This is a genomic window from Candidatus Binatia bacterium, assembly GCA_029243485.1.
Lineage (GTDB): Bacteria > Desulfobacterota > Binatia > UBA12015 > UBA12015 > VGTG01.
In genome coordinates, this window is sequence record JAQWRY010000064.1 from 38,545 (window position 1) to 61,386 (window position 22,842).

At 64.8% G+C, this 22,842-nt stretch carries 21 protein-coding genes and 1 pseudogene; 9 read left to right on the forward strand and 13 right to left on the reverse strand.

Going from position 1 to position 22,842, the window contains the following annotated elements:
• Position 1: 1 nt before the first annotated feature.
• A complete protein-coding gene (locus P8R42_18570) occupies positions 2–1,177 on the forward strand; it encodes a lipid-transfer protein (protein MDG2306613.1) in 1,176 nt (391 codons plus the stop codon).
• Here the strand turns inward: P8R42_18570 and P8R42_18575 are convergent.
• The 11 genes and pseudogenes from P8R42_18575 to P8R42_18625 form a co-directional block, all read right to left on the reverse strand.
• A complete protein-coding gene (locus tag P8R42_18575; protein MDG2306614.1) occupies positions 1,168–1,464 on the reverse strand; it encodes a glutathione S-transferase family protein in 297 nt (98 codons plus the stop codon). The genes P8R42_18570 and P8R42_18575 overlap by 10 nt on opposite strands.
• 254 nt (positions 1,465–1,718) lie before the next feature.
• A complete protein-coding gene (locus tag P8R42_18580; GenBank protein MDG2306615.1) occupies positions 1,719–2,081 on the reverse strand; it encodes a hypothetical protein in 363 nt (120 codons plus the stop codon).
• Between the two features lie 147 nt (positions 2,082–2,228).
• Positions 2,229–3,113 (reverse strand): class I SAM-dependent methyltransferase, encoded by an 885-nt coding sequence (locus P8R42_18585; protein ID MDG2306616.1) that lies wholly within the window; start codon positions 3,111–3,113, stop codon positions 2,229–2,231.
• Positions 3,110–3,433: a hypothetical protein gene (locus tag P8R42_18590; GenBank protein ID MDG2306617.1), complete on the reverse strand. Its 324-nt coding sequence runs from the start codon at positions 3,431–3,433 to the stop codon at positions 3,110–3,112. The genes P8R42_18585 and P8R42_18590 overlap by 4 nt, the downstream gene beginning before the upstream one ends.
• Before the next feature lie 237 nt (positions 3,434–3,670).
• Positions 3,671–4,270 (reverse strand): acyltransferase, encoded by a 600-nt coding sequence (locus P8R42_18595; GenBank protein MDG2306618.1) that lies wholly within the window; start codon positions 4,268–4,270, stop codon positions 3,671–3,673.
• The gene (locus P8R42_18600; GenBank protein MDG2306619.1) at positions 4,267–4,542 is read right to left on the reverse strand and encodes a glycosyltransferase; all 276 of its coding nucleotides are present in this window, start codon (positions 4,540–4,542) and stop codon (positions 4,267–4,269) included. The genes P8R42_18595 and P8R42_18600 overlap by 4 nt, the downstream gene beginning before the upstream one ends.
• A gap of 43 nt (positions 4,543–4,585) precedes the next feature.
• On the reverse strand, positions 4,586–4,912 hold the full coding sequence (locus P8R42_18605) for a sugar transferase (protein ID MDG2306620.1): 327 nt from the start codon (positions 4,910–4,912) through the stop codon (positions 4,586–4,588).
• Positions 4,909–5,259, reverse strand: coding sequence for a sugar transferase (locus P8R42_18610; protein MDG2306621.1), 351 nt, complete (start codon positions 5,257–5,259; stop codon positions 4,909–4,911). Before P8R42_18610 ends, P8R42_18605 begins: the two co-directional genes overlap by 4 nt.
• A 521-nt stretch (positions 5,260–5,780) precedes the next feature.
• Positions 5,781–8,228, reverse strand: coding sequence for a hypothetical protein (locus P8R42_18615; GenBank protein ID MDG2306622.1), 2,448 nt, complete (start codon positions 8,226–8,228; stop codon positions 5,781–5,783).
• Positions 8,229–8,677: 449 nt separating this feature from the next.
• Positions 8,678–8,797, reverse strand: a pseudogene (locus P8R42_18620) (hypothetical protein).
• A gap of 242 nt (positions 8,798–9,039) precedes the next feature.
• A complete protein-coding gene (locus tag P8R42_18625; protein ID MDG2306623.1) occupies positions 9,040–11,580 on the reverse strand; it encodes a TonB-dependent receptor in 2,541 nt (846 codons plus the stop codon).
• 156 nt (positions 11,581–11,736) lie between these two features.
• On the opposite strand from P8R42_18625, the gene P8R42_18630 reads away from it, so the two are divergent.
• The 4 genes from P8R42_18630 to P8R42_18645 all read left to right on the forward strand — a co-directional run bounded on the left by P8R42_18630 (position 11,737) and on the right by P8R42_18645 (position 15,431).
• Complete coding sequence (locus tag P8R42_18630) at positions 11,737–13,479, forward strand: hypothetical protein (GenBank protein MDG2306624.1); 1,743 nt, start codon at positions 11,737–11,739, stop codon at positions 13,477–13,479.
• Between the two features lie 528 nt (positions 13,480–14,007).
• Positions 14,008–14,463, forward strand: a complete 456-nt coding sequence (locus P8R42_18635) for a hypothetical protein (protein MDG2306625.1) — start codon at positions 14,008–14,010, stop codon at positions 14,461–14,463.
• 160 nt (positions 14,464–14,623) lie between these two features.
• Positions 14,624–14,914 carry a hypothetical protein gene (locus P8R42_18640; protein MDG2306626.1) on the forward strand — a complete coding sequence of 97 codons (291 nt, stop codon included), beginning with the start codon at positions 14,624–14,626 and terminating at the stop codon, positions 14,912–14,914.
• 94 nt (positions 14,915–15,008) lie between these two features.
• Positions 15,009–15,431 (forward strand): hypothetical protein, encoded by a 423-nt coding sequence (locus P8R42_18645; GenBank protein MDG2306627.1) that lies wholly within the window; start codon positions 15,009–15,011, stop codon positions 15,429–15,431.
• Between the two features lie 17 nt (positions 15,432–15,448).
• On the opposite strand, the gene P8R42_18650 is transcribed toward P8R42_18645, so the two are convergent.
• Positions 15,449–17,032, reverse strand: coding sequence for a hypothetical protein (locus tag P8R42_18650; GenBank protein ID MDG2306628.1), 1,584 nt, complete (start codon positions 17,030–17,032; stop codon positions 15,449–15,451).
• A gap of 189 nt (positions 17,033–17,221) precedes the next feature.
• Between P8R42_18650 and P8R42_18655 the strand changes: the two genes are divergently transcribed.
• A complete protein-coding gene (locus tag P8R42_18655; protein MDG2306629.1) occupies positions 17,222–17,371 on the forward strand; it encodes a hypothetical protein in 150 nt (49 codons plus the stop codon).
• 356 nt (positions 17,372–17,727) lie between these two features.
• Here the strand turns inward: P8R42_18655 and P8R42_18660 are convergent, their stop codons facing one another.
• Positions 17,728–18,498 carry an SDR family oxidoreductase gene (locus P8R42_18660; GenBank protein MDG2306630.1) on the reverse strand — a complete coding sequence of 257 codons (771 nt, stop codon included), beginning with the start codon at positions 18,496–18,498 and terminating at the stop codon, positions 17,728–17,730.
• 184 nt (positions 18,499–18,682) lie between these two features.
• Here P8R42_18660 and P8R42_18665 point away from each other — a divergent pair, with 184 nt between their 5' ends.
• From P8R42_18665 to P8R42_18675, 3 genes are read left to right on the forward strand one after another with little or no spacing between them, the layout of a single operon-like run.
• Positions 18,683–21,199 (forward strand): TonB-dependent receptor, encoded by a 2,517-nt coding sequence (locus P8R42_18665; protein MDG2306631.1) that lies wholly within the window; start codon positions 18,683–18,685, stop codon positions 21,197–21,199.
• A gap of 19 nt (positions 21,200–21,218) precedes the next feature.
• Positions 21,219–22,022, forward strand: a complete 804-nt coding sequence (locus P8R42_18670; protein ID MDG2306632.1) for an alpha/beta fold hydrolase — start codon at positions 21,219–21,221, stop codon at positions 22,020–22,022.
• Positions 22,019–22,777: a metallophosphoesterase gene (locus tag P8R42_18675; protein MDG2306633.1), complete on the forward strand. Its 759-nt coding sequence runs from the start codon at positions 22,019–22,021 to the stop codon at positions 22,775–22,777. The genes P8R42_18670 and P8R42_18675 overlap by 4 nt, the downstream gene beginning before the upstream one ends.
• The last annotated feature ends 65 nt before the right edge of the window (positions 22,778–22,842 follow it).

Here is a 22,842-nt window from a genome sequence, read left to right on the forward strand (position 1 = left end):
GATGCCGAACAAGATGAAGAACCAGGCCGCGATCGTCGGCATCGGCCAGACGGAGTTCTCCAAGGATTCGGGTCGTACCGAGATGACCCTGGCGGTGGAATGTGTGACGGCCGCCCTCGACGACGCCGGGCTCAGCCCGAAGGACGTCGACGGGATGTGCGTCTTCACAATGGAGAACAATCCCGAGATCCAGGTGCAGCGAAATATCGGCGGTGGCGACCTGCGCTTCTACAGTCGGATTCACTACGGCGGTGGCGCGGCGTGCGCGACGGTGCACCACGCGGCGATGGCCGTGGCTACTGGGTCGGCGGATGTCGTCGTCTGCTACCGCGCGATGAACGAGCGGTCGGGTCGCCGCTTCGGCTCGGGTGTTCAGGATCGGAAACAGGAAGCCTCGGCCGAGGGCTCGCAGTACGCGATGTACTCGCCGTTCGGTCTCACCACCCCGGGCTCGTGGGTGGCGATGTACACGCAGCGCTACATGCACCAGTACGGCGCGACGTCTGAGGATCTCGGCCGCGTTGCCGTCTCGAGTCGCGGCTACGCTGCGAAGAATCCGGACGCGTGGTTCTACGAGCGACCGATCACGCTCGAAGAGCACCAGAAGTCGCGTTGGATCGTCGAGCCGCTCCACCTGCTCGATTGCTGTCAGGAAAGTGATGGTGGCGTCGCCGTCGTCATCACGAGTGCCGAGCGGGCGAAGGACCTGAAGCAGAAGCCGGTCATGATCAAGGGATCCGGCCAGGGGGCCGCAAACCAGCAGCACATGATGACGAGCTACTATCGCCCGGACATCACGGGGCTCCCCGAGCTCGGTCTCGCCATCCGCGAGGCCTACGAGTCGGCAGGCGTGGGTCCCGACGATATCGGGGCCGGGGTGCTCTACGACGCCTTCTCACCGTTCGTGCTCATTACCCTCGAGGAGATGGGCATCGTGAAGCCGGGCGAGGCGGCCGACTTCATCAAAGACGGGCACCTGGATCCCGGCGGGCGGCTGCCGTCGAACACCAACGGTGGCCAACTGGGCGAGGCCTACATCCACGGGATGAACGGCGTGAACGAGGGCGTCCGCCTGATTCGCGGAACGTCGTCGAACCAGCCCGGCGACACCGACAACGTTCTGGTCACCGGCGGAAGCGGCGTGCCGACGAGCGCTCTGGTTCTCGGTCAGCCGTAGCGCGCCCGGGGGAGGCCGTCGTAGGCCTCGCTAGAGTTCGGGCAGGAACGCTCCGCAGTTTCGTAGATCCTCGAGGAGCCACGGGCCGCGACCATGATGATGTGCGGTGCGACGGCATCGCCGTCGCGCAGCGCCGGGACTTCGCCGCGCGGGTTCACCTTCAGCAATTCCTCGCGTTGGCCCTCGCTGTGGAGCTCCTTGTTCTCGAACTCGATCCCCTTCCCGTAGAGAAGGATGCGAACCTTGAATCTGAAAGGACTGAGGGGGTGATCGTAGAGTTGAACCATCTTGGTCTTCTGTCCCGTTGGCGAAACGGTTGCAGTGCGTTTCGTGTCAGGGAACGAAGTCCGTGGTTCCGGGCCTCGCGTTCGGGCCGCGTTGCTCGTCTGTCACGATCTGTGACGACGTCGCCTCTCTCGAGTTTCGCGCCGTCAACGCTAAGTCCATGGGCGTCCACGAGGTCAGCCCTTCTTGGAGCGGTGCTTTTCACAAAAAAAGGGACGTACGATTTCGTACGTCCCTCTCGCGGTCCATTCTTATTCTAATAGTTCGAGACTTGAGAGGGCGACGGAGTGACCATCGAAACGGGCTCCGGGGTTGGTGCCGGGCTGGTTGTGGCGGCGATGCCGGCGGTTGCCGAGCCTGGGGCGGCCGGGAGCGCTCGCTTGATCGCTTCCAACTGTTCGAGTTGCTTGGCGACGCCCTGGAGAGTCGTGACGAGTTCGTGGGTCATGTTCTTCGCCCACTCCAACTGCTCCGTACTCACTTCGTCGAGGACTCCGCGGAGCTCGACGAATCGATCGATGACGCCTCCAACCCCGCCCAGGCCGCCTTTCGACAGCTTCTGTTCGAGATCGACGGAGAATCCGAGAAGTGCCTCAGTCTGCCCCAGTAGATCGCTCATGTCGCGCCTCCTCATGGGGTCATCGGCCGGAAGCTCCATTCCCTTGAGGGGTGCCCTGGGCGCCTTTGTAGGGGGCGTATGAAAGCGCGACGCGGGTCGGCACCCGGCGGAGTGCGGCATCCGTAAGCCGGCCGAGAGCCGAGCCGTTTAGCTCATGCGAGAGGAGAGGGCGGGCGAACCCTTCTTCCGAGCCACGATGCCGAGGCCGGTACGGACCTGGCTCGCTGCGGCGAGCTTCTCGAGCGCACGCAGTACGTAGATTGGGAGACGCTCGGCGTGCTCTCTGAGAAGCCGGAAGGGCCGTGCTCCCTGATGGACTTCCAGAACTTCGAAGCCACAGCCGCGTAGGAGAGCCGTGAGGCTCCGCGCCGAGAAGTAGAAGAGATGCGAATCGTCCATCGTCGATCCGCGTCGCCGTTTCTCCCGGAAGTCGTTCAGGTTCGGTACTTCGATCAACGCCAGCCCGCCCTCCGTGAGGTGCCTCGTCAGGCCGAGCAGCGTCGCACGGGGATCAGCGAGGAGTTCGAAGACCTGCGAGGACAGGAGGATGTCGAAGGGAGGCTCCGTGAACGCGGGGTCGTCGGGGAGCCCCCGGAACACCGAGAGCCCCATCGCTTCGACATGGTTGGCGAGGGACGGGTTCAACTCGATGCCCGTGCCGTCGAAGCCGGCTCGGCGCGCTTCGGCGAGGAACGTTCCACCACCGCAGCCGAAGTCGAGGAGGCGCGGCCGATCGAGATTGCCGAGGTACGAGCGTAGTACGCGAAGCATGTAGCGTTGGTGCAGGCCCGTCTCGGGGTCCGGCGGCGGGGGCGCCAAGCTTGCCGTGCGGTATCGGTCGACCCGCTCGTGCTCCAGACGGCGTGGGTTCCTTAGAACGAGGCCGCAGGCGCGGCAGCGCTCGTACCGGATAAACTCTCCGTTGTGGAAACGGGACGGCACACGGCAGTAGTGGGCCAGCCGCGGGTCGTCACAGAGAGGACAAGCGTGCAGGTACTCGAGAAGAGTCGCGGGGATCGGGTGGGCCGTCACGACAGCTTCTCCGAGGCGAAGGGCGGAAGGCGTGAAACGCCGCGGCGCAGGCTCTCCCACTCGCCCGGGGCGACGAACCCCTTAGTTGCGAGGAAGATTGGGAAGGAGGCGAGCACAAGCGCCGGCCCCGCGAGTTGGAACGGCCAGACGAGGCCGATCTCCACTAGCATGCCGAACTTGTACACAATTCTGTACGTCGCAACGTCGCCGCGAGGCCCGTTCAGGGTCCCAGACTCGATGGCTTCACGCAGGAGCGGGCGCTCCTCTCCCCCGAGGTCACGGCCGGTGTGATCCGCGTCAGAAGCAAGGGTGGGGGTCATGCGTGTTCTCCGAGGTCTTGGATGAGCTCGTCGGTGGCATCGCGCGCCAGGCCGGTGCTGGTGTTCCACGCGGTGACGCGTGGGTACGCTTGTACGGTCGTGCTGATGTAGACGTGCGACGAACCGATCCGGTGGGCCGGACGGTCGCGCAGACCGGCGCGAGTGGGATCCGCTCCAGGTCGCGCATTACCGCGACGCCGAGGGCCGAAAGCGGCTCTGGTGCGATGAGGCCGACGTTCACGCAGCAAGCCTCCTTCCGCACTGCTCACACGAGGCCTCGCCCGGTTGGCGGTAGCGTCCCGACTTCTGCGATCGGCCCAGAGGGGTCCCGCAGAGGCAAACGAAGCCTTGGTTGCGCGCGGGATTCCCGAAGACGAGGCCGTACGCGGGCACGTCGCGGGTGACGACGGAGCCCATCCCGACCATCGCGTACGCTCCGATTCGGATTCCCGGTCCGATGATCGCGCCGGCACCTATCGTTGCGCCCTCTCCGACGACGGTAGCGAGCGTGTTCTCATCGGGGTCGGAAGAGGGGAGCTCGCCCGTTTCCGGATCGAAGGCGCGCGGATGTCGATCGTTCGTGAAGACAACCCCGACCGAGATCATCGCCCGGTCTTCGATGCGTACGCCGGTGCAAACGTAGACCGACGCGTTGATCTTCACGCGCGAGCCGATCTCGACGCCGCACGCGATGTACGTCTTCTCACCGACGACGCACTGCTCGCCGATCCGGCTCGGGCCATGGACGTGGACGCCGTCCCAGACGCTGCTCCCGGGTCCGATTTCGACCTCGGGCTCGATGATCGCGGTAGCGTGAATTCGAGCAGCGTTTCTCATGACCCTCCCTTTGCCTCAGCCGGTCGCAGCGGCCGCCGAGTTCCGGACCAACCGGAGGTTCTCGGGTGGCGGACGACGCTCATCCAATCGGCATCGTGCGAGGCCTCGAGGAGCTTTGCGAAGGTGCCATCGCTGCTCCAGTCGTCCACGAACAGGAAGTGGCAATCGTGGGCTGGGCCCTCTCGCAGCGCCTCGAGGCGTGCGAGAAGCGCAGGAATCCCATCCTGCTCATCGAAACCAGGAACGATCACGGTCACTGGAGAAGTCGTCATAATTTTATTGGGAGTTGAGGTTTTTGGTGGGGGAATGCGTTGATTAGTGGGCGTCGTGGCCGGAGCGGACGGCCGGGGTCTTCTGCGGGAGGATTTGGAGGTCCAGACCGAAGGGCCGGTTGTCGACGTATTCCATGTCGGAGCCGAGGCAGGCGTCGAACTGAGGCGTCCGACTACGCACCTGCCATAGAGTGGTGAGGCTCGGCTTCACGCTGAAGCGGCGGCGATGCCAACGGACGTCGATCCGGTCGACGTCGCGAACCGGCAGAGGGTGCGGGCCGACGAGGCTCATCTCGCCGAGCACGACGTTCCAGAGCTGCGGCAGCTCGTCGAGGCTCGCCTTCCCCAGGATGCGGCCGACCTGGGTCACGCGGGGGGGGGGGCGTTCTCGACCTTGAAGAAGGGGCCGCCGGCCTCGTCCATGTGCTCTAGGGGCACCTTTAGGGCAGGCGCGTCCAGCACCATCGTGCTGAACTTGTAGGCGTTGAAGCGGCGGCGGTTGAGGCCGACGCGAGGCTGCGAGAAGAGCATCAGGCCGCGGGAGTCGATGCGGACGGCAAGAGCGATGAGCGCCATGATCGGAGAGAGAGCCGTCGTGTCGGCAGAGTCGATCTCGGCGGCCGGAGCAGCCTGGATAGCCTCCGTGACGGCCCGGTTGTTTGCCCGCGTGCGGCGACGCAGGGAAGCGACGAGCTTTTCGTCCGCCGCCGGGTCCACGATCTCGACGGAAGCCGAGTCGTTGCGGCTGAGGATGCCCTCGGTCCCCGGTGGATGAGGGCGTCGGCCATCTGCTCGATGACCTTCTAGCCATCGCGCGCAGCGAGGCTTGCGATTCTACACATCGCCTGGCCTCTGATTCCGCAACCGTTCGCAGGCGGACCCTGGAAGTCATCGGATACATCAGGTGAGTATCCACGGCATTCCGAGGTGGGGCCATCCGCCCCGTGGAATCAACGCTTTGGGCGGTAGCGCAGGAGGGTCGGGGCGCCCAGGAGGAGGCGGGCGGTCCTTTTGGTAGGGGTCGAACTTTGGGCCGAGCGAATCATGCTTGGGGCGGACTCCTACTTAGGGAGCGGCGGGGAAGCGGCTTCGCAAAGGAGCCTTGTCGCACCACGTCCGATCTTCGGCGGACAGGAACTATTTTACCGCCTGGTGCCAGGGCGAGCGACCTTGGGCGCGCAGTCGCCGTTTCTACAGCGGCTGCCGCCGCCGCGTGCTTCGTGTGACGTGTGACGCTCTTACTGTTTGCAGCGTAGTCCTGCCGTTTTCGGGAAGCAGAGTGGGATCTCTCCGGTCCGATCGAGTACGCCGATCTCGATTGCGACACGAACCGGCGTGGCCAGGTCGGTCAATAGATCGAGCTTGCCGATCTTGAACTTGAACTTGTACTCGAAGATTCCTTCGGAAACCTCTTTCCGCCTGAAGCTTGCGTTCGCGCTCTTGTCGGTGGTCTTGCACTTCACCGAACCGTTCGGCGCGGTCCCGCACTCCTGCGCGAGGAACTGCACCTGCGCGTAGATCGTCTGGGTAGCGTCGCCGACAGTGAACGTGAGGCCGTCGGACACGTCGAACACATCGAACGGCCCGAGCGGTCCGATCTCGAACGTGCCCTTGCCGGACACCTGGCCCTTGCCGAGCTTGCCCCAGCGCGCGGTGAGTTTGTTCACCTCGATCAGAGCGTCCTCGAGGTCGCAGCTGTCCGGGATCGTGTCGCCATCGAGATCGCCGCCGAGGCAACCGCATGTGCCGTCGATGCAGGACTCGTTCTCGGTGAACGGATCGCTATCGTCACAGATCGTGCCGTCGGACTCCATGTAATCGCCCGGGCAGAACGCGTTCGCGCCAGTGCAGGATTCGCCGGGATCGCATCCGAGGTCGGTCGAGGCGCGGCATTGGGTTCCGGCGGGGATGAGCGCATCGGACGGGCACGCGACGATGAGTCCGTCGCAGATTTCGGCGATGTCGCAGACGCCGGCGACGCTACGGCAGACGGTCCCGGCGGCGTGCAGGCCGTCGGCGGGACATGTGGCATCGGCGCCGCTGCAGAGCTCGATGGCGTCGCAAAGGTCGACCCCGGGACGACAGACGGTAGACGAATTGTGGAGCGCGTCGCCGGGGCAGGCGGGGCCGGCGCCGGTGCACGTTTCGGCGGGATCGCACGTACCCGCTGAAGCCCGACAGGTTGTTTCGCCGCTCACGTATGAGTCCGAGGGGCAGATGGTAGCACCGGTGCAGACTTCCTGGACATCACACGTGCCGGCGGAGCCGCGACAGACGGTCCCCGGAGCCTCGGTCGCGTCGGCGGGGCAGCTGACGCTGAGGCCGTTGCAAGTCTCGGCGATGTCGCAGAGTCCGGCCGCGGTGCGGCAGATGGTGCCCGCGGGGCGGACGAAGTCAGTGGGGCAGGTCGAAGCGACACCGTCGCAGACCTCGGGGGCGTCGCAGGCGTCGATTTCCGCGCGGCATTGCGTCCCGGCCGACTCGGTCTTGCAGGACGACGAGCAGCAATCGCCGCTTGATGTGTTGCCATCGTCGCACTCCTCGCCGATCTCGAGCACGCCGTCCCCGCATTCGGTGAACGCCGGGTCTTCGACGCGGCGGATACGGTGGTTCCCGGTATCGCCGATGAAAGCGTCGCCGGTTGCGCTCACGACGATCCCGGCCGGGTTGCGCAAGGAAGCACTGACAGCGGCTACGCCGTCGCCGTCGTAGGTTGCGAGGCCGGTGCCGGCGATGGTCATGATGACACCGGCTCCGTGCTCGACGCGGCGCAGGCGATTGTTCTGCGTGTCCGCGATGTAGAGATGTCGGTCGGCGTCCAGAGCGACCGCACCCGGCTTCTTGAGCTTCGCGTTCAATGCGCTGCCGCCGTCGCCGCCGTATCCGCTGCTGCCGTCACCGGCGAACGTACGGATCGTGCCCAGCGAGATGTCGACCTTTCGAACACGGTTGTTCTCGGTATCGGCGATGAACAGGTCGCTGGAGATGTCGTAGGCAATGCCGCTGGGGCTATGGAGATCCGCCGCCGTAGCGGGGCCATTGTCGCCGCCGTATCCGCCGCTGCCGGTGCCGGCGATGGTCGATATGATGCCGGCCGCGCTGACGCGGCGGATGCGGTGATTGCCTGTGTCGGCGATCGTGAGCCGGCCGCTCGCGTCGAGGGCGACGTCGAAGGGTTCGTCTAGGCTGGCCGCCGTGGCAGGCCCTCCGTCACCGGAAGCTCCTTCGTTCCCGTCCCCGGCCGTGGTGGTGATGACGCCGGTGGCCGCGGTTACCAAACGAATTCGGTGATTGTCGCTGTCGGCGATGTAGAAGTCACCGTTGGTCGCGACGGCGACACCGTGCGGGAAGCGGAGTCGGGCGGCGGTAGCCGCGCCTCCATCGCCGGAGAAGCCCTGGGAGCCGTTGCCCGCTACGGTGGTGATGACCCCGGTCGAGGCATCGACCCGCCGGACCCGGTGGTTGTCGGTGTCGGCGAAAAAAAGGTTGCCCGCTGCATCCATGGCCTGCCCGCCGGGGCCCTGGATCTTGGCCACGGTCGCGGGACCACCGTCGCCGGTTTCTCCGCCCGAGCCCGCCCCCGCGTAGGTCGTGATCTCCCCTTGGAAGGCCGAGGCGGCAACCGGGGAGAGCAGGACCACGCAGGCGAGGAGCCTGGCTGCGAAGCGTACCGTGGGCTTGTCCATGATTTGAGTTCCCGACGAGAAGAAAGTGGTGCAGCGCGTTCGGGGCGCGCGACAGGGCCCGCTGTTTGTATCAGACCCGCGGAGGGCGAGGGAAGGCTCTAGATCGACGGCGGTGCACTGGATCCGTGGCCTACCGGGCCTGCTGCTGCGCCTGTGCGGTTACCGGCTAGACGCGTCCGACTGCCGGACGCTTTGCGGCAGTGCCCGGTCACCGCGCCGATGACGATGGCCATTCCGAGCCCGCGGCCCGTGGGCTTCGTCGTGAAGAAGGGGACGGACATCTTGAGTCGGGTTTGCGGCGTCATCCCGCCCCCCCGTGTCCGAGCACCTTGGGCTCGGTCGCACCGCGACCGGCATAGACCAACATCTGCCGGGTGAGTTCGGAGGCGCGCTCCGTTGCCAGCGAGACTTGCTGCATGCGTTCGGCGATCGGTCCGGCGGCTCCATCGGTAACTGCCGTCGCGGTGCCGGACCCGGAGGTCGGCGGCGAACTCGTCTCTTTGGTCCGCGCCCGTGGTCTGGAAACGCGCGGTATCCCATTCGAGATCGTCGGGATGGAGCCGGCTCTGCCAACTCGCGAAGTCGGTCGGTTCGCCCTCCTTGTGTCAGGCCGATGAGTGCCGCCGTGGTCGGGCTGGCGTGGATGGTGCTGTTCTCGAGGTCGACCTCCAACCGTTCCTGGCTGGCGCGGAGCGTCGCATCCATTCCCCTCGTTCTCTTTCTCTGTCGGGCCGGTGGTTGGGTGCGGGCTGGACCGACCCTGCAGGAGAACGATCGATCAAACAACGAGAATCGGGCCGGGCCGCCCGGGCTAGAAGTTGTGGCTCAACTCCACCCCGAACGTCCGCGGCCAGCCGTAGAACCGCGAGATCGTCCCGAGGATCTGGGCCTGAACGGCGTACACTTCGTCGAAGTAGGTCTCGTTCGCCACGTTCTTCGACCACAGGGCCAGCTGGGACCGGTCGTCGTTGAAGGTGTAGCCGAGTCGGAGGTTCACCAGGTTGTAGCCAGGTTGGGTTCCGCCCGTGAGTTCGCGGCCCCAATTCTTTACGGCCGCGGTGTACGCCCAGTCGACGCGCGGAGTGAGCCAGCCCTGCATCCAGGGAGGCAGGTCTTCGGTGGCGACCTGCATCGAGTACTGCATGCCGAGGTGCGTCTGGAGATCGGGGACGAACGGAAGGCGCTCGCCGTCGCGATCGATCGGGTCGTTCGTGACGATGTTGACCGCCTGGTACTCCGTGAACTTGGCATCGAGGTAGCCGACCGAGCCGAGAACTTGCAGGCCATCGACTGGCTCCGCCTGGAGTTCGAACTCGACGCCCTGGTTTCGCGCCTTGCCGGCGTTGTCGATGATGACGATTGCCTGGTTGATGCAGTCCGGTTCGTCGGGAGGACAGGGCTGCAGCTGCACGGTCGGGAGCTGGAGGTCGGTGTAGTCGCCGTAGAACACCGCGAGGCTCGCGCGGACCCGGCGGTCGAAGCCGATCGTCTTGATGCCGAGCTCGAAGGAGTCGAGCACCTCGGGGGCGAACTCCGATGCTTCCGCCGGGTCCATCGTCTGTGCGCCGGCGTTGATGCCGCCGCCTTTGAAGCCCTGCGAGTACGTGAAGTACCCCATCAGATGGTCCATCGCGTCGGGCATGTATTCTTCGGGGAGGCGCATCGCGAGAGTGCCCATCGGGGTCCAGCGCTCAAAGCTGACTGTGTCGCCGGGAATGTAGGCGCGCAGCTGCGGCGGGTCCGTGGCCGTGCACGGCGGCGGCGAGCCGCTCTCGCACAACAGGAGGTTCGTGAGCGAGCGGAACGCCTCCTTGTCTTCGTGCGTGAACCGTAGACCGCCGGTGAGGGAGAGCCAGTCGGTGAAGTCGACCGTCGCCTGGCCGTAGAGTGCCCAGTTGAAGTTGTCCGTTGCGATGATGCTGCGCGTGCTCGCGCCGCCGATTGCGCCGATGACGCCGGAACCGGGGAAGACCCGAAAGTCGAACTCGGAATTGGCGTGTTCCCAGTACAGAAACGCGCCCGTCACCCACTGAATTTTGCCGTCCCAGGCGGTCGCGTTCTGCTGAAGCTCGAAGCTGGTTTGCTGCTGGAAGCCGGGAGTTCCGTTCGTCTCCCCGATGTCGCCGCCCTTGTTCGTGGACGACCAGCGCCAGAGATCGTAGCGGCTCATGTCGACGTCTTCGCGGTACTTCGGGAACTGCTCGCGCCACGAACCGATCGCCTTCAGTGTGAAGTCCTCGATTCCGAGCTCGTCGATGTCGCCGATGTCGTACGCGAGCGTGCCCCATGCCCCGTAGCTCTCGATGCCGGTGATCGTGGCGACATCGGATTCGAAAGTGAACGGATCCTCTTGCTGGCTGCAGTAGTCGTAGTAGCCCTGCGTCGGGGCGCCGGGGATGCCTTCGAAATTCGAGAGACGTTGGAAGACGCAATCGCCGCCGCGAGGCTTGAAGTGTGATTTCACCCAGGAGCCCGCGATGTCGAGCGTGATGTCGTCGGTCGGTTCGAAGCGCAACGCGCCGTAGAAGTTCAGGTTGTTCTGGTTGCCCCAGTCTTCGTCGAGGAAGGAGTTGTAGGTGTAGCCCGACGAGTTCGTGGAGGCGACGTTGAAACGGGAGTACAGCATGTCGTCGATGATCGGGATGTTGATCATCCCTCGCGTTTGAACGAGGTTGTAGTTGCCGGCGCGGACCATCGCGAAGGCATGGGGCTCGGGGGTCGGCTTCTGCGTGGTAATGCTCACGGCGCCGCCGACGGTGTTCTTGCCGAATAGCGTGCCCTGCGGGCCACGCAGTACCTCGATCTGGGCGATGTCGACGATGTCCATGATCGAGCCCTGCGAACGTGAGAGGTAGACGCCGTCGACGTACACGCCGACGCCTTGATCGAAGAACAGGCTCTCGTCCTGCGTGCCGACGCCGCGGATGTAGACGTTCGCGTCCTGCCCGTTCCGGCCGTTGCGGAAGCTCAGGTTCGGGACGAGGTACTCGATCTCTTCGATCCTCTGCACCTGCGTTTCGCGCAGTAGGTTTTGCCCGAGCGCACTGACGGACACGGGGGTGTCCTCGAGAAGCTCCTCACGTTTCCGTGCGGAAACGACGATCTCTTCGACCGTTCGGCCGGCGCGAGGGCTGAGTCCGGCCGCCGCCGCACCCTCGTTCTCGATCACGTCTGCCTGGGCTTCCTCGGCGCCCGACTCGCTCTCCATCCCGCCGGTGTCGGTCGGCGTCTGGATCTCCTCAACCATCTGGGACGGGGCGGTCTGAGCTCCGGCGATCGCCGGGAGTAGGGCCGCCAGGCCCAGGGCCAGGCAGAAGAGAGTTCCGAATGACGAGCGTTCGAACTGAGGCATGCGGCAAATGCACACGAACTGGCTGCAAAACCAAGGATTCCGGGTGGGGGCCGTTGGCTGCTCCCCGGGCCCGGAAAGCGGGCTTGAGCGAGCGTTCGGCCCAACTGATTTGACCACAGCGGTGCCAACCCCCATTTTCTAAGGATGCGAGACCATTTGCGTGCGGTGGTTGTCCTCCTCCTCCTCACCGGCTTCGTTTCTGCCTGTGGCAGCAGCGGTTCCGGCGGTTCCGGTACGACGACGAGTCCGCCCACAGAGATGCCGGAGCCGCCCGTGGAGCCGCCGACCGAGCCCCCGGCGGAGCCCTGTGAGGACGGTCAGAGCTACGGGAGCACCTGGGAAGCCGTGCAGGAGATCATCTTCGCGCGTCACGGTTGTGCCACGGAAGTGTGTCACGGGAGCAGCGCGGCGGGTGGTCTCGATCTCCGACCGGACGTGGCCCACGCGAACCTCGTCGAAGCGTCGTCGACCGGGTTCCGGTTCGATCGCATCACGCCGGGTGACAACGACCGCAGCTACCTCTGGCTGAAGCTTGCTGCGAAGACTCTCCCGGATATGTACGGCAACGTCGGCACGCCGATGCCGAGCGGGGGCCCGGCGATCAGTGAGGACGAGCTCGAGCTTCTGCGCCGGTGGATCTACGGCGGCGCGCCGGAGACCGGCACGAGCCTCGAGACCGAAGAGCTGGTCGACGGCTGCTTGCCCGAGATCGAGCCCATTACGATCACGCCGTTGCCGGCGCCGGGGCCCGGCGAAGGCATCCAGCTCGTCATGCCGCCGTGGCTTCTTCCGGCCGCCAGCGAGCATGAGGGCTGTTTCGCATCGTACTACGACATCTCCGATCAGGTTCCCGCCGATGCGCTCACCGCGGGCGGAACCCGGTTCCGCTACTGGTCCGAGGAGATGCGGCAGGACGCACAGAGCCACCACATGCTCGTGAGCCATGCGAGCACCGATCGCGTCGACATCTACGATCCCGACTTCGGTCCGTGGACCTGTAAGGGTGGCGCGCAGGATGGTGAGTCGTGCGACCCGCTGGATCTCGCGGCCTGCGGCGGTGGCGGCAACTGCGCGACGGGCTTCGTCGATGGTTTCGCCTGCTTCAACTTCGGCCCTCGGGGACTGGGCTTCCTCGACACCGAAGGCTTGCCCGGCGGCGCGCAGGCGGCGCAGTCGTTCCGCGAATTCCCTGCCGGGGTCTTCTCTACGATGCCGGTGCGCGGGATCATCGTCTGGAACCCGCACGCGTTCAATCTCACGACGAAGGATCACATGATGAATGCGCGTGTGAACGTCTACTTCGCCGGCCCGGACAATGCCGACATCCAGACGAGCGGCATCTTCGACATCGGGAACATCTTCGGCCCCGACGCGGCACCCTTCGAAGAGTCGACGCTCTGCAGCGACTACACGTTTCCGCAGAACGCCCATCTCTACGCCTTGGGCTCGCACACGCACGGGCGCGGCAAGTACTTCACGGCGGATCTCCCGGACGGCACGCGGATCTATGAGAGCTTCGTGTACAACGATCCTTTGAACCTGAGCTTCGCTCCGCCCATGGTCTTCGACTCCGAGGACCCGGCCGAGCGGACGCTTACGTTCTGCTCGCTCTACAACAACGGTCGCAATCCGGATGGCTCGCCGAACGTCGACGAGGTCACGCGCTTCTCGAACCTGCCGCAGAGCGTGTTCCTGCCGGGTGTGCCCGGACGTTGTCGCCCGGTGGCGTGCGTCAACGACGGAATGGTGGGCGAGCCTTGCAGTGGCGAGAACGACGATGCCTCGTGTGACACGAGCCCGGGCGCCGGCGACGGCTGGTGCGATGCCTGCCGGATCACCGGCGGCGAGAGCACCGAGAACGAGATGTTTCTGCCGTTGGGTGGGTTCTACGTCCCCTGATTCGCGGTTCAGACTCCGCTGAGTTGAACAAACCACTTTCGTCGTGCGTCCTACGGATGTGGCCGGCCCACGGGTCGGCCCATTCGGAGGGAATCACGGAATGGAACTCCCAAAAGACGGTACGCATTCGCCCGGTTGCACCGCGGTCACGGCCTACTCCTCTGGCCGGCTGCGATCTCCCTGGTCCGCAGCTTTCCACATCGAAGACGCGGGCGGCGCCGCCGGGGTTTATCGGTGGTACGTCGTGCCCTGCGCCGACCCCCGATGCTCGGCCGTCCGCCGGATGGTCTTCGAGCGCCCCGCGGCCTCTGTGGCCCGCCGCGCTCACGCCGCCGCTTGACCGGTAGGGACGTTCGTTAGTCTCGGCGGTTTGTTTAATCGTCACTCTCGTCGCGCCTCCCGTGCCCCGATCGTGAACATCAGCCGGCGTCTCGGAGTCGCGCCCGCCGAGTTTGGGGGCAGCCCGGCTTGCCTCGGCGGCCGGTCCGCGTTTCAGTCTCCTTCATCTGATGTACGAAGGAGATCGACATGCCCGAGGTGAAGTTCCGGCACGCAGACGAGGAGAAGTGGCACGAGGTTCGCGCCCTGCAGGACGGGGAACGTCGGATGTCAGTGCGCGAGAAGTGGCTCGAATTTACCCCGAAGTTCCTCACGCTTCACGCGAAGTGGGACCCGGGGATGATGATCCACAAGCACGGCCACAACAGCGACCATATCCTGTACGTGCTCGAAGGTGAGATGACCTGTGGGGACGTTCGCTGCACGAAGGGCATGCACATCACGCTCGAGCACGGTGCGGCCTTCGGTCCCTTCATCGCGGGGCCGGAAGGGGTCGAGCTGTTCGAGGTAATGATGGGCGACCCCCGCTCTTGGGCGGCGGATCCCGACGGCTTCGTCAAGCTTCTGGCGGAGCGTGGGGTCGAGAAACTCCCGAATCCTCCGATCGAACTGCCGGATTGGCTCGAGGATACGCGCAGTACCTGAAGAGTTCGCGTTGGTTCGCGAATAAGGCGTGCCACCCGCTTGGGGTGCGTGGAAGCATCCCTTCAAAGACCACTGGTGTCCTGGGCTCTGGAGGGAGGGACGATGATCCGACGCGCCATGACTCCGACCACTGTCATCGCTCGACGAGATCACCGTTCGCGTGAAGCTCCTGGACGATCTCGGAGGAGTCTCCGGTCTGCAGCCGAAGCTCACGTACCTCTCGAGGGATGGCACCAGCACCGTGATGAACACGCAGGTGGTGTCGAACGCTTGCTCCCAGCAGCGCTCGGCGTTCAAGCGTCGCTTCCCGTTCTCGGGGACCTTCTACTTGGTGGTCGAAGCGGACCTCGCGAATGGTTGCGGCGGAGGGTCGTACAAGCTGGCTGTGACGACTCCGGGCGGAACGCAGCCGGTGTTGATTGCGAATGACATCGACCCGGCGTTCCCCTAGGAGAGCGTCCGGACCGTCGCTTGACCCGGGTCGCGTGGCGGTGGATGACGACGGTTCGAGCCAATGCCGGCTCGCTGACCGGAGAGGGGTAGCCGTGAGACAGAGGACGATGGCGGCAATTTTTGTGGCGGTGCTGCTGTGCCTAGCGGCGTTCGCCGAAGTGCGGCCGGTGGCGGCCCAGACCATGGGCCTCGGCGCGCCGATGACGGTGCGGTTCGTGGGCACCTTCACCCCGTGGGCGAAGGATACGGCCGGTGGCCCCGAGAGCCTCGCGGTCACGGTCGGCGACAAGAAGTTCTTTTTCCACATCACCGACGTCGGCTCGTACGAGGGGAGCGACCCGGGGATGATGCTCGTGAACCACATTTTCCCGCCGATGCTTCAGTTCCTCGGGCCACAGCATCGACTCGACCCCATCGAGAGCGCGGTGAAGGGGAAGAAGTATGCGGTGGAGGGTTGGCTCTACGCCGGCGACAACATGTTCTACGTCGCCGCGGTAAAGCAGCTCGGTGGCTGAACCGACGTCTCCGCGTTTCACGTGGGGGGCTCGAGTGGCGCAACGGCCCAGATCTCCGCACCGGGTCCTTCAAAGACGCGGTCGATGCCGGGGGTTCGGGCGAGGAGCCGCCGGAAGGCGGTGAAACGCTTCTCGGTCGTGACGAAGACCCATCGTGCGCCGAAGTCTCGGGCCAGGACAAGGTGGGGCTGCTTCGAGAAGCCGCGCGAGAGACGCCAGCTCTTCTTGAAGAGGTCCGGGCTCTTCGCGTGTAGGAACATCGGGTCCAGCCCCGAGATGTAGCGCCCGTTCGGACGGAAGGCGTACAGGAACGAGAACTCGCGCCACGTGGGGTGGTAGACCACGTCCTGCGGGTCGGCGAAGAAGTCGAGCTGGGCCACGGTCGGACGGAAGATGTCCGCGTAACTCTGATTCGCGAAGCTCTCGGGGAGATCCGTCCACGCGACGGTCAGTCCCCACACCAGACAGGCGGCGACGGCGACGCTGCTACCGCCAGCGAGGACCGGCTTGGATACGATCAGCTCGCGCAATGAGCGGTCGGCGGAGAGCGTGGTCCACAGGCCGCCTGCCAGCAGCACGGCGGAGAGCACGAACATGTCGAGGAAGCGGCGCGAGGCGAAGGCTAGCGCCGTGAACGCCAGCGTCGCGAAGAGCAGGAACAAGTCCCGGGTCGACCAGCCGCGGCCGCGTCGAGCAAACACCATCGCGACTAGCCCGAGTGCCGCCGGTACCCAGCCGGGCGCCGCGAGCAGGAACGTGGGCATTCCCATCGGGCGTAGCTCACTGCCGAAAGCCGCGGTGGGGATTTCGGCAGCGCCTCCCCAGAGATGTCCCGCGAGTCGGAAGACGACCGCGTAGGCAATGTCGAGGTTGTTTGGGAAGTAGGGGTGCGCGAGTGACGCGACCACGAAGCCCGCGACGATGGCGACGCCCGATCGGATGGGCCACGTTTCACGTTGGAGCAGCGCCACGAGCAGGCGGATTCCGTAGAGCGCCGCCACGATGGGAAACGAGCTGTGAGCCCATACGTGTAGCGCGCTCACGACGAAGAGCGCCTTCCAACGGTCGCGCGCCACGAGGGCGATCTCGACCGCGACGAAGGCCAAACCGAAGATGTGTGGACGCAGCGAAACCAAACGAGTGACGTAGTAGGCGCTCGCTCCCACGAGCAGCAGTACCCATACGAATCCAAATCGCATGCGGAGGCTCCGCACTGCGAACGCGACGGAGAGGAAGAGCAGCAGGTCGAATACGATCACGCCCCATTTGCCGCCTTGTACGAGCGAGTCGTGGCTGATGAGCGGCGTGAGGATGGCGTGGAAAAGGAAGTCCTTGTCGCTGTACACCTCGGCCCATGTGCTGAACGCAGCCTGAGGGAACTTGGTCTGCACTCCGTGCACGGCGAGGTCGGTCGTGGCGCGTGCGTGGAAATAGCTATCGAGGTCGTACAGTCCGGGAAAGGACATCTGGAGGGCCGCGAGCATCGCCGTTGCGAGAAGGGCGGCCCCCCACGTTCCGAGCCGTTCGCTGATGGAGGCCGGGGCCTGGTCCGAGATAGTCACGTCCACGGGGAGATGCCAGACCGGCCTGCGGAGGTCCACCGGCTCTTTTTCGGCCCTGTTCGTGAGACAGTTTTTGTCTGGGTTTTGACCCGGGCCACGGGACCCCGCTATTCAACGCACGTGTCATAGGGGGCTCCTGTTTCAACGAGTCCCTTCGCGGGATGGCTTCCCGCGTTTTGGCTCCGAAACACCTTTTTCCTGCAGCCACTTCCACCGGAGGACCGACGCATGAGCCGCACTCTGACTTCGCCCTCGTCGACCACGCCCAATTGCCGACTGGCGGGCGGGTTTCTCGCCGCACTGTTCGTCGTTACGACCGTCGTGTTTGCGGGCGCCCAACCCCGCGAGTCACGCCACGGCCCCACGCCAATCGCTTGAGCTTCAAGCCGGCGGCCACGATCGTCAACGGGATGTTGGTCGCGCCGATTTCTCCGCCCTTGTACGACACAGAAGTCCTCATCGAGCCAAGCCCGTTCCATCCGGCGCACTAACCCGCGTCGTGGCCCGTCAGCTGCGGGCTCATCAGCCATGAGGTGCATGACGGCGAGGCGCTCGTGCTCAGGCCTGGGCAGTACTTGAAGGTGACGGTTCGCCCGGGCGGACACCCGACGTTCAGCCCGGGTACATACGAACTCTGCGATCTCCGCGTAATGGTGTTGGCGGTGCGGGCATTCCTGCCGACGCCTCCTATACGCCCGGTCCGCTCGCGTTGGCAGATATGACCGAGCGGCGCCTCATGTCGAGAACTTGATCAGCCCGCCGCCGTCGAACACGAGCGTCTGCCCGGTCATCCAGCCGCTGGTTTCTGCGGCCAGGAAGAGGGCCCCGCTCGCGATATCCTCCACCTCGCCGAGACGCTTCAGCGGATAACTCTTTGCGACGTCGTCTCCCCGATCGCCTTCCCACAGGACCCGGGCGAAGTCTGTCTTGATCAAGCCCGGTGCGATCGCGTTCACCCGGACGCTCGGTGCGAGTTCGGCGGCGAGTTGTCGCGTGAGGGCGATGAGCGCCGCCTTCGTGACGTCGTACACGCCGAGGATGGGATTCGTGGAGAGGCCGCCAACGGACGAGATGTTGATGACCGAGCCGCCGTTCTCGCGCATGCTCCTCCGCCAGGCCGTCTGCGTCCACACGAGCGGCCCACGAAGGTTCGTCTCGAACGTCTTGTCCCAGCGCGGGAGGTCGACGTCGATGGTGGCTCCGGCGTAGGGGTTCGTAGCGGCATTGTTCACCAGGATGTCGACCTGGCCGAACTGCTGGATGGTCGCCTCGACGCAGGCTTCGATGTCTTCGGGTCGACCGGCGTGGCCGGCCCGGTAGGCGATGTCTCCGCCCAGTTCCTTCGCGGCTTTTTCGAGCGCCTGTTCCTTGCGGCCCGTGATCATCACTTTCGCGCCGGCTGCGAGGAACGCTCTCGCGATTCCGAATCCGATCCCGCGGGACCCCCCCGTGATGATCGCGACCTTGCCGTCGATTCGCTGTTCGTTCGTGCCCGGAGTAGTCATCCGGCTGTCTTAGCATGTGAGATTGACGCAGCGCTCCCAAGTTTCTGGCGAATGGTGGCGCGTGCCTTGAACGCTCGGATTGACGGCGATACTTGAGGGCATCGCAGTCACGCTAGGCCACCGCAGTGCACGCACAGGACTCATGTACACATGCCCGGCACGAGCCGGGGATTGAGGAGCGGCGATGTCGAGAGAAACCCCCCTTCCATTTGCATTTTGCGCGGTCTTCGCTTGCCTGAGTGTCGCGACGGCGGTCGGCGCACAAGTCGTCGATGATTCGCCGATGCCCGTCGAGGGATCGGCCGAGCAGGTCGAGGAGTCGCTCGGTACGACGGCGCCCGGGCGTGACGACGAATCGTCGGCGGAGGCTGCGATCGCCGAGCAAATCGACAAGGGTGGGGCGGCATCGGCCGGCGTTTCGCCATCCGAAGGGAAGAGGGTCGAAGAGATCATCGTCAGCGCGCGGCGTCGCGCAGAACTCCTCGAGGAGACGCCGATCTCCGTCACGGTTCTCAGTGACGAGATGCTGAAAGATACCGGCACGACTCAGTTGAACCAGATCCAGAATCTCGTTCCGAACCTCACGATCTTCCGGACCGGCAGCGGGCAGACCATCTCGATCGTTACCCGCGGTGTCGGCAACTTCCCGTTCGCCTACTACGATCAGGGGACGCCGCTGTACGTCGATGGCGTCGTGTTGTCGCGGAATGCAGGTTCGGTTCTCGACATCGTCGACATCGCGCAGGTCGAGGTGCTTCGGGGGCCCCAGGGGACGCTCTTTGGCAAGAACTCGGTGGGTGGCGCGGTCAGCATCACGACCGTGAAGCCGCAGCCGGAGCTCTCGGCCTCTGCGTCGATTCGGGCTGGCTCGTACGGCACCTTCGACAGTCGGGCGATGCTGAACTTGCCGGTCATCGAAGACAAGCTCTTCCTGCGGCTCAACTTCGCCTCGTTCCAACGCGATGGCTATTTCACGAACACTCTGAACGGCGAAAAGCTCTCCGATCGGAACTCGCAGAACTTCATGGTCGCGTCGCGTTTCGTGCCGAATGAGGACTTTACGCTCGATATGACGGGTTCCTATTCGGTCTCGCACACCAAGGGCCTCGGCGGGCAGTGTCGCGTCATCGAGCCGGCCTTCAGCGATCAAATAGGCATCGTCTATTCGCCGGAGACCGGCGAGCAGTTCAAGCGTCGTTGCAATGAGTCGGGCAGGTTCGAGGGCGAGTCCGACGTGGCGCGGCTCACCTCCATTCAGAGCTATGGCGTTTGGGGTAACGCGAACTACGACTTCGGGTCCGTCGGCTATCTCGATGATCTCGCCATAAGGTTGACCGGTGCGTGGCGGCAGCAGATCGCAGGAAACCGTGACGACCTCGATGGCACTGCGTCGCCGGTCGCGATCACTTCGACCGCGGGCGGGGGCGGGAGCCAGTTCAACGGCAGTCCGAACTGGCAGAACCAGATTCAGACCGAGTTGCAGGTGAATGGCGCCGCTTGGGACGAGAAGATCAACTTCGTCGGCGGCGCTTTCCTATTCTGGGAGCGGGCCCGCACTGACAGTGGATTCCGATTCTTCGAGAACTCGGACAGCGCGCTGCAAGCCAACGTGCTCGCCCTCGGCCTCAGTAACAACCTGGTCAACACGCAGAACAACGACTGGGCGCTCTTCGGTCAGGCGACCGCAGACTTCACGGATTGGTCGAGTCTGACCGCTGGCGTCCGGTACACCGAGGAAACCAAGAGACTGGGGCGGCTTCTGATGTCGCCGTACGCGCCGGCTGTCGGTAGTCCCTTCATCTCGGTCGACTTCGAAGGCAAGGCGAAGTTTGACGCCTGGACGCCGATGGCGAGTCTGGCGCTGACGATGCCCCAGGAGTGGCTCGACGATGCTCCTCTCGAGCATCTGATGGGGTACTTCACGTATTCCCGCGGTTTCCGTGGTGGTGGTTTCAACGGTGGCGCTCGGACGGAGAACCCGGAGTCCATCCAGCCGTTCCTGCCGGAGTTCATCAATTCGTACGAGTTGGGCGCGAAGACGATCTCCTTCGACGGGCGGCTCAGCTTTAACGTTGCCGTCTTCTATGCAGCGCGAGAGGACCAACAGGTTCCGCAGATCATCTCGTATCCGACGCCGTCGGGCGTCAATCAGACGGACGTCCTGACCCGAAACGCGGCCGACTCGACGACCAAGGGCGTTGAGGTCGAGTTCTTGACGAACCCGATCGACAACCTCCGCATCGACGGATCGATGGGCTTCTTGAACGGCGTTTTCGGAGGCTTCCCGGGGGCACAGAACGCGCGGACGGGCGCACCGCTCGACCGCGATGGTCAGCAGATTACGTTCGTACCTCGCTGGCAGACACACTTGGGCTTGCAGTACTCGCTCGAGCTTCCCGAGTTCGGCCCGACGTGGCTCGACGGCTACGTCACGCCGCGCGTCGACTGGTCGTTCCAGAGCCAGACGCAGTACTGGGTACCAGAGTTGCCCGAGGTGCTCGAGCCGAACCGGAACATCGTGAACGTTAGGATCGCCTACGACTTCAATGACAACCAGTCGCAGGTCGCTTTCTGGGGCACGAATATGACGGATCACGAGTACTTCCAGGAGACGGTCGCGATTCCGCGCACGATCGGTGTGGTGACGCGCTACTGGGCGCAGCCGCGCACCATGGGCGTCGAGATCTCCCACCGGTTTTAACGCGTAGGAGGCTCGGCCCATGCCCATCGCTGCCGTCGGCGACATCGATATCTACTACGAGGTCGCCGGCGCCGGGTCCCGTTTGCTCTTCATTGGCGGCACTGGAGGCGATTTGCGTCAGGGGCTGGGTGTCCTCGACGGCCCGCTACCTGAGCAGTTCGAAGTGCTCGTCTTTGACCAGCGTGGCCTCGGGCGTACGAGCAAGCCCGAGGGCCCGTACGAGATGCAGGACTACGGTGACGATGTTGCCGGGCTCCTTGACGTCCTTGGGTGGGACAGCGCGCTCGTGATCGGTGTTTCGTTCGGTGGCATGGTTGCGCAGGAACTCGCGCTGCGACACCCCGGGCGCGTTCGCCGTCTGGTTCTGGCGTGCACGTCGAGCGGGGGCCGGGGAGGCGCATCGTACCCGCTCCATGGGCTCGGAGATCTCGACCCGCGCGAGCGAGCCCGCACGCAGATCTCGATCAGCGACCGGGCGAACGACAAGGCGTGGCAGCGCGAGAACCCCGAAGCGGCGAACGCGATGATCGAGTTCGTTGTTCAGCGGCAGCCGTCGCCGGACGACGCGGCTGCGCTCACGGGGGCCCGCTTGCAGCTCGACGCCCGAAGCCGCCACGACACCTGGGATCGGCTTCCCGGGCTGGATGTGCCGACCCTGATCTGCGCGGGCGAGAGAGATGGAATCGCGCCCCCGGAGAACCAGGAAGCGCTCGCGTCGCAGATTTCCGGCTCTCGACTCGCGTTCTTCGATGGCGGGCACATGTTCCTGCTCCAGGATCGCACTGCGTTCTCGCGTATCGTAGAGTTCCTGTCGGAACCATGAAGATCCTTCTCGTCGCGGACCTGCACTACACGTTGAAGCAGTTCGATTGGCTTCATGCGGTCGCACCGGACTTCGACGTCGTCGTCCTTGCGGGCGATCATCTCGACATCGTCTCGACCGTGCCCCTGCAGGGCCAACTCGTGGTCGTGTTGAACCATCTGAAGCGTCTTCACGAACACACTCGCCTCGTCGTTTCGTCCGGCAATCACGATCTAAACGGAAGAAACGAAGCCGGAGAGAAGGTGGCGCGCTGGATGTCTCAGGTCCGCCACGCCGGCATCCCGACGGACGGCGACTGCCTCGAGCTGGATGGGGCGCTCGTGTCCGTCTGCGCTTGGTGGGACGGCCCCAGTAGTCGGGAAGAAGTCGGAGCGCAGCTCGCTCGGGATGCGGCGCGAAGGACCGGACCCTGGGTGTGGGTTTACCACGCCCCGCCGTCCGACTCGCCGACGAGTTGGGCGGGAACCAAGCACTTCGGCGACGACTCGCTCATCGAGTGGATCCAGGAGCACTCGCCGGACGTCGTGCTCTGTGGCCACATCCACCAGTCGCCTTTCCGCAAGGGTGGTTCGTGGGTCGATCGGATCGGGTCGACGTGGGTCTTCAACGCCGGCAAGCAGATCGGCCCCGTACCGTGTCACATCGTATTCGATACCGAAGACGGCTCGGCCACGTGGCATTCGCTCGCGGGTTCGGAGATCGTGGATCTGGTCGGGCCGAACGCGACGGCGACGCCCCGTGAACTGCCGTACTAGGAGCCTGACCCAAGAAGGGTCCGCGCCAGGTCGTCGTGAGCTATCTTGGGTCCGGCTTTTGGTCG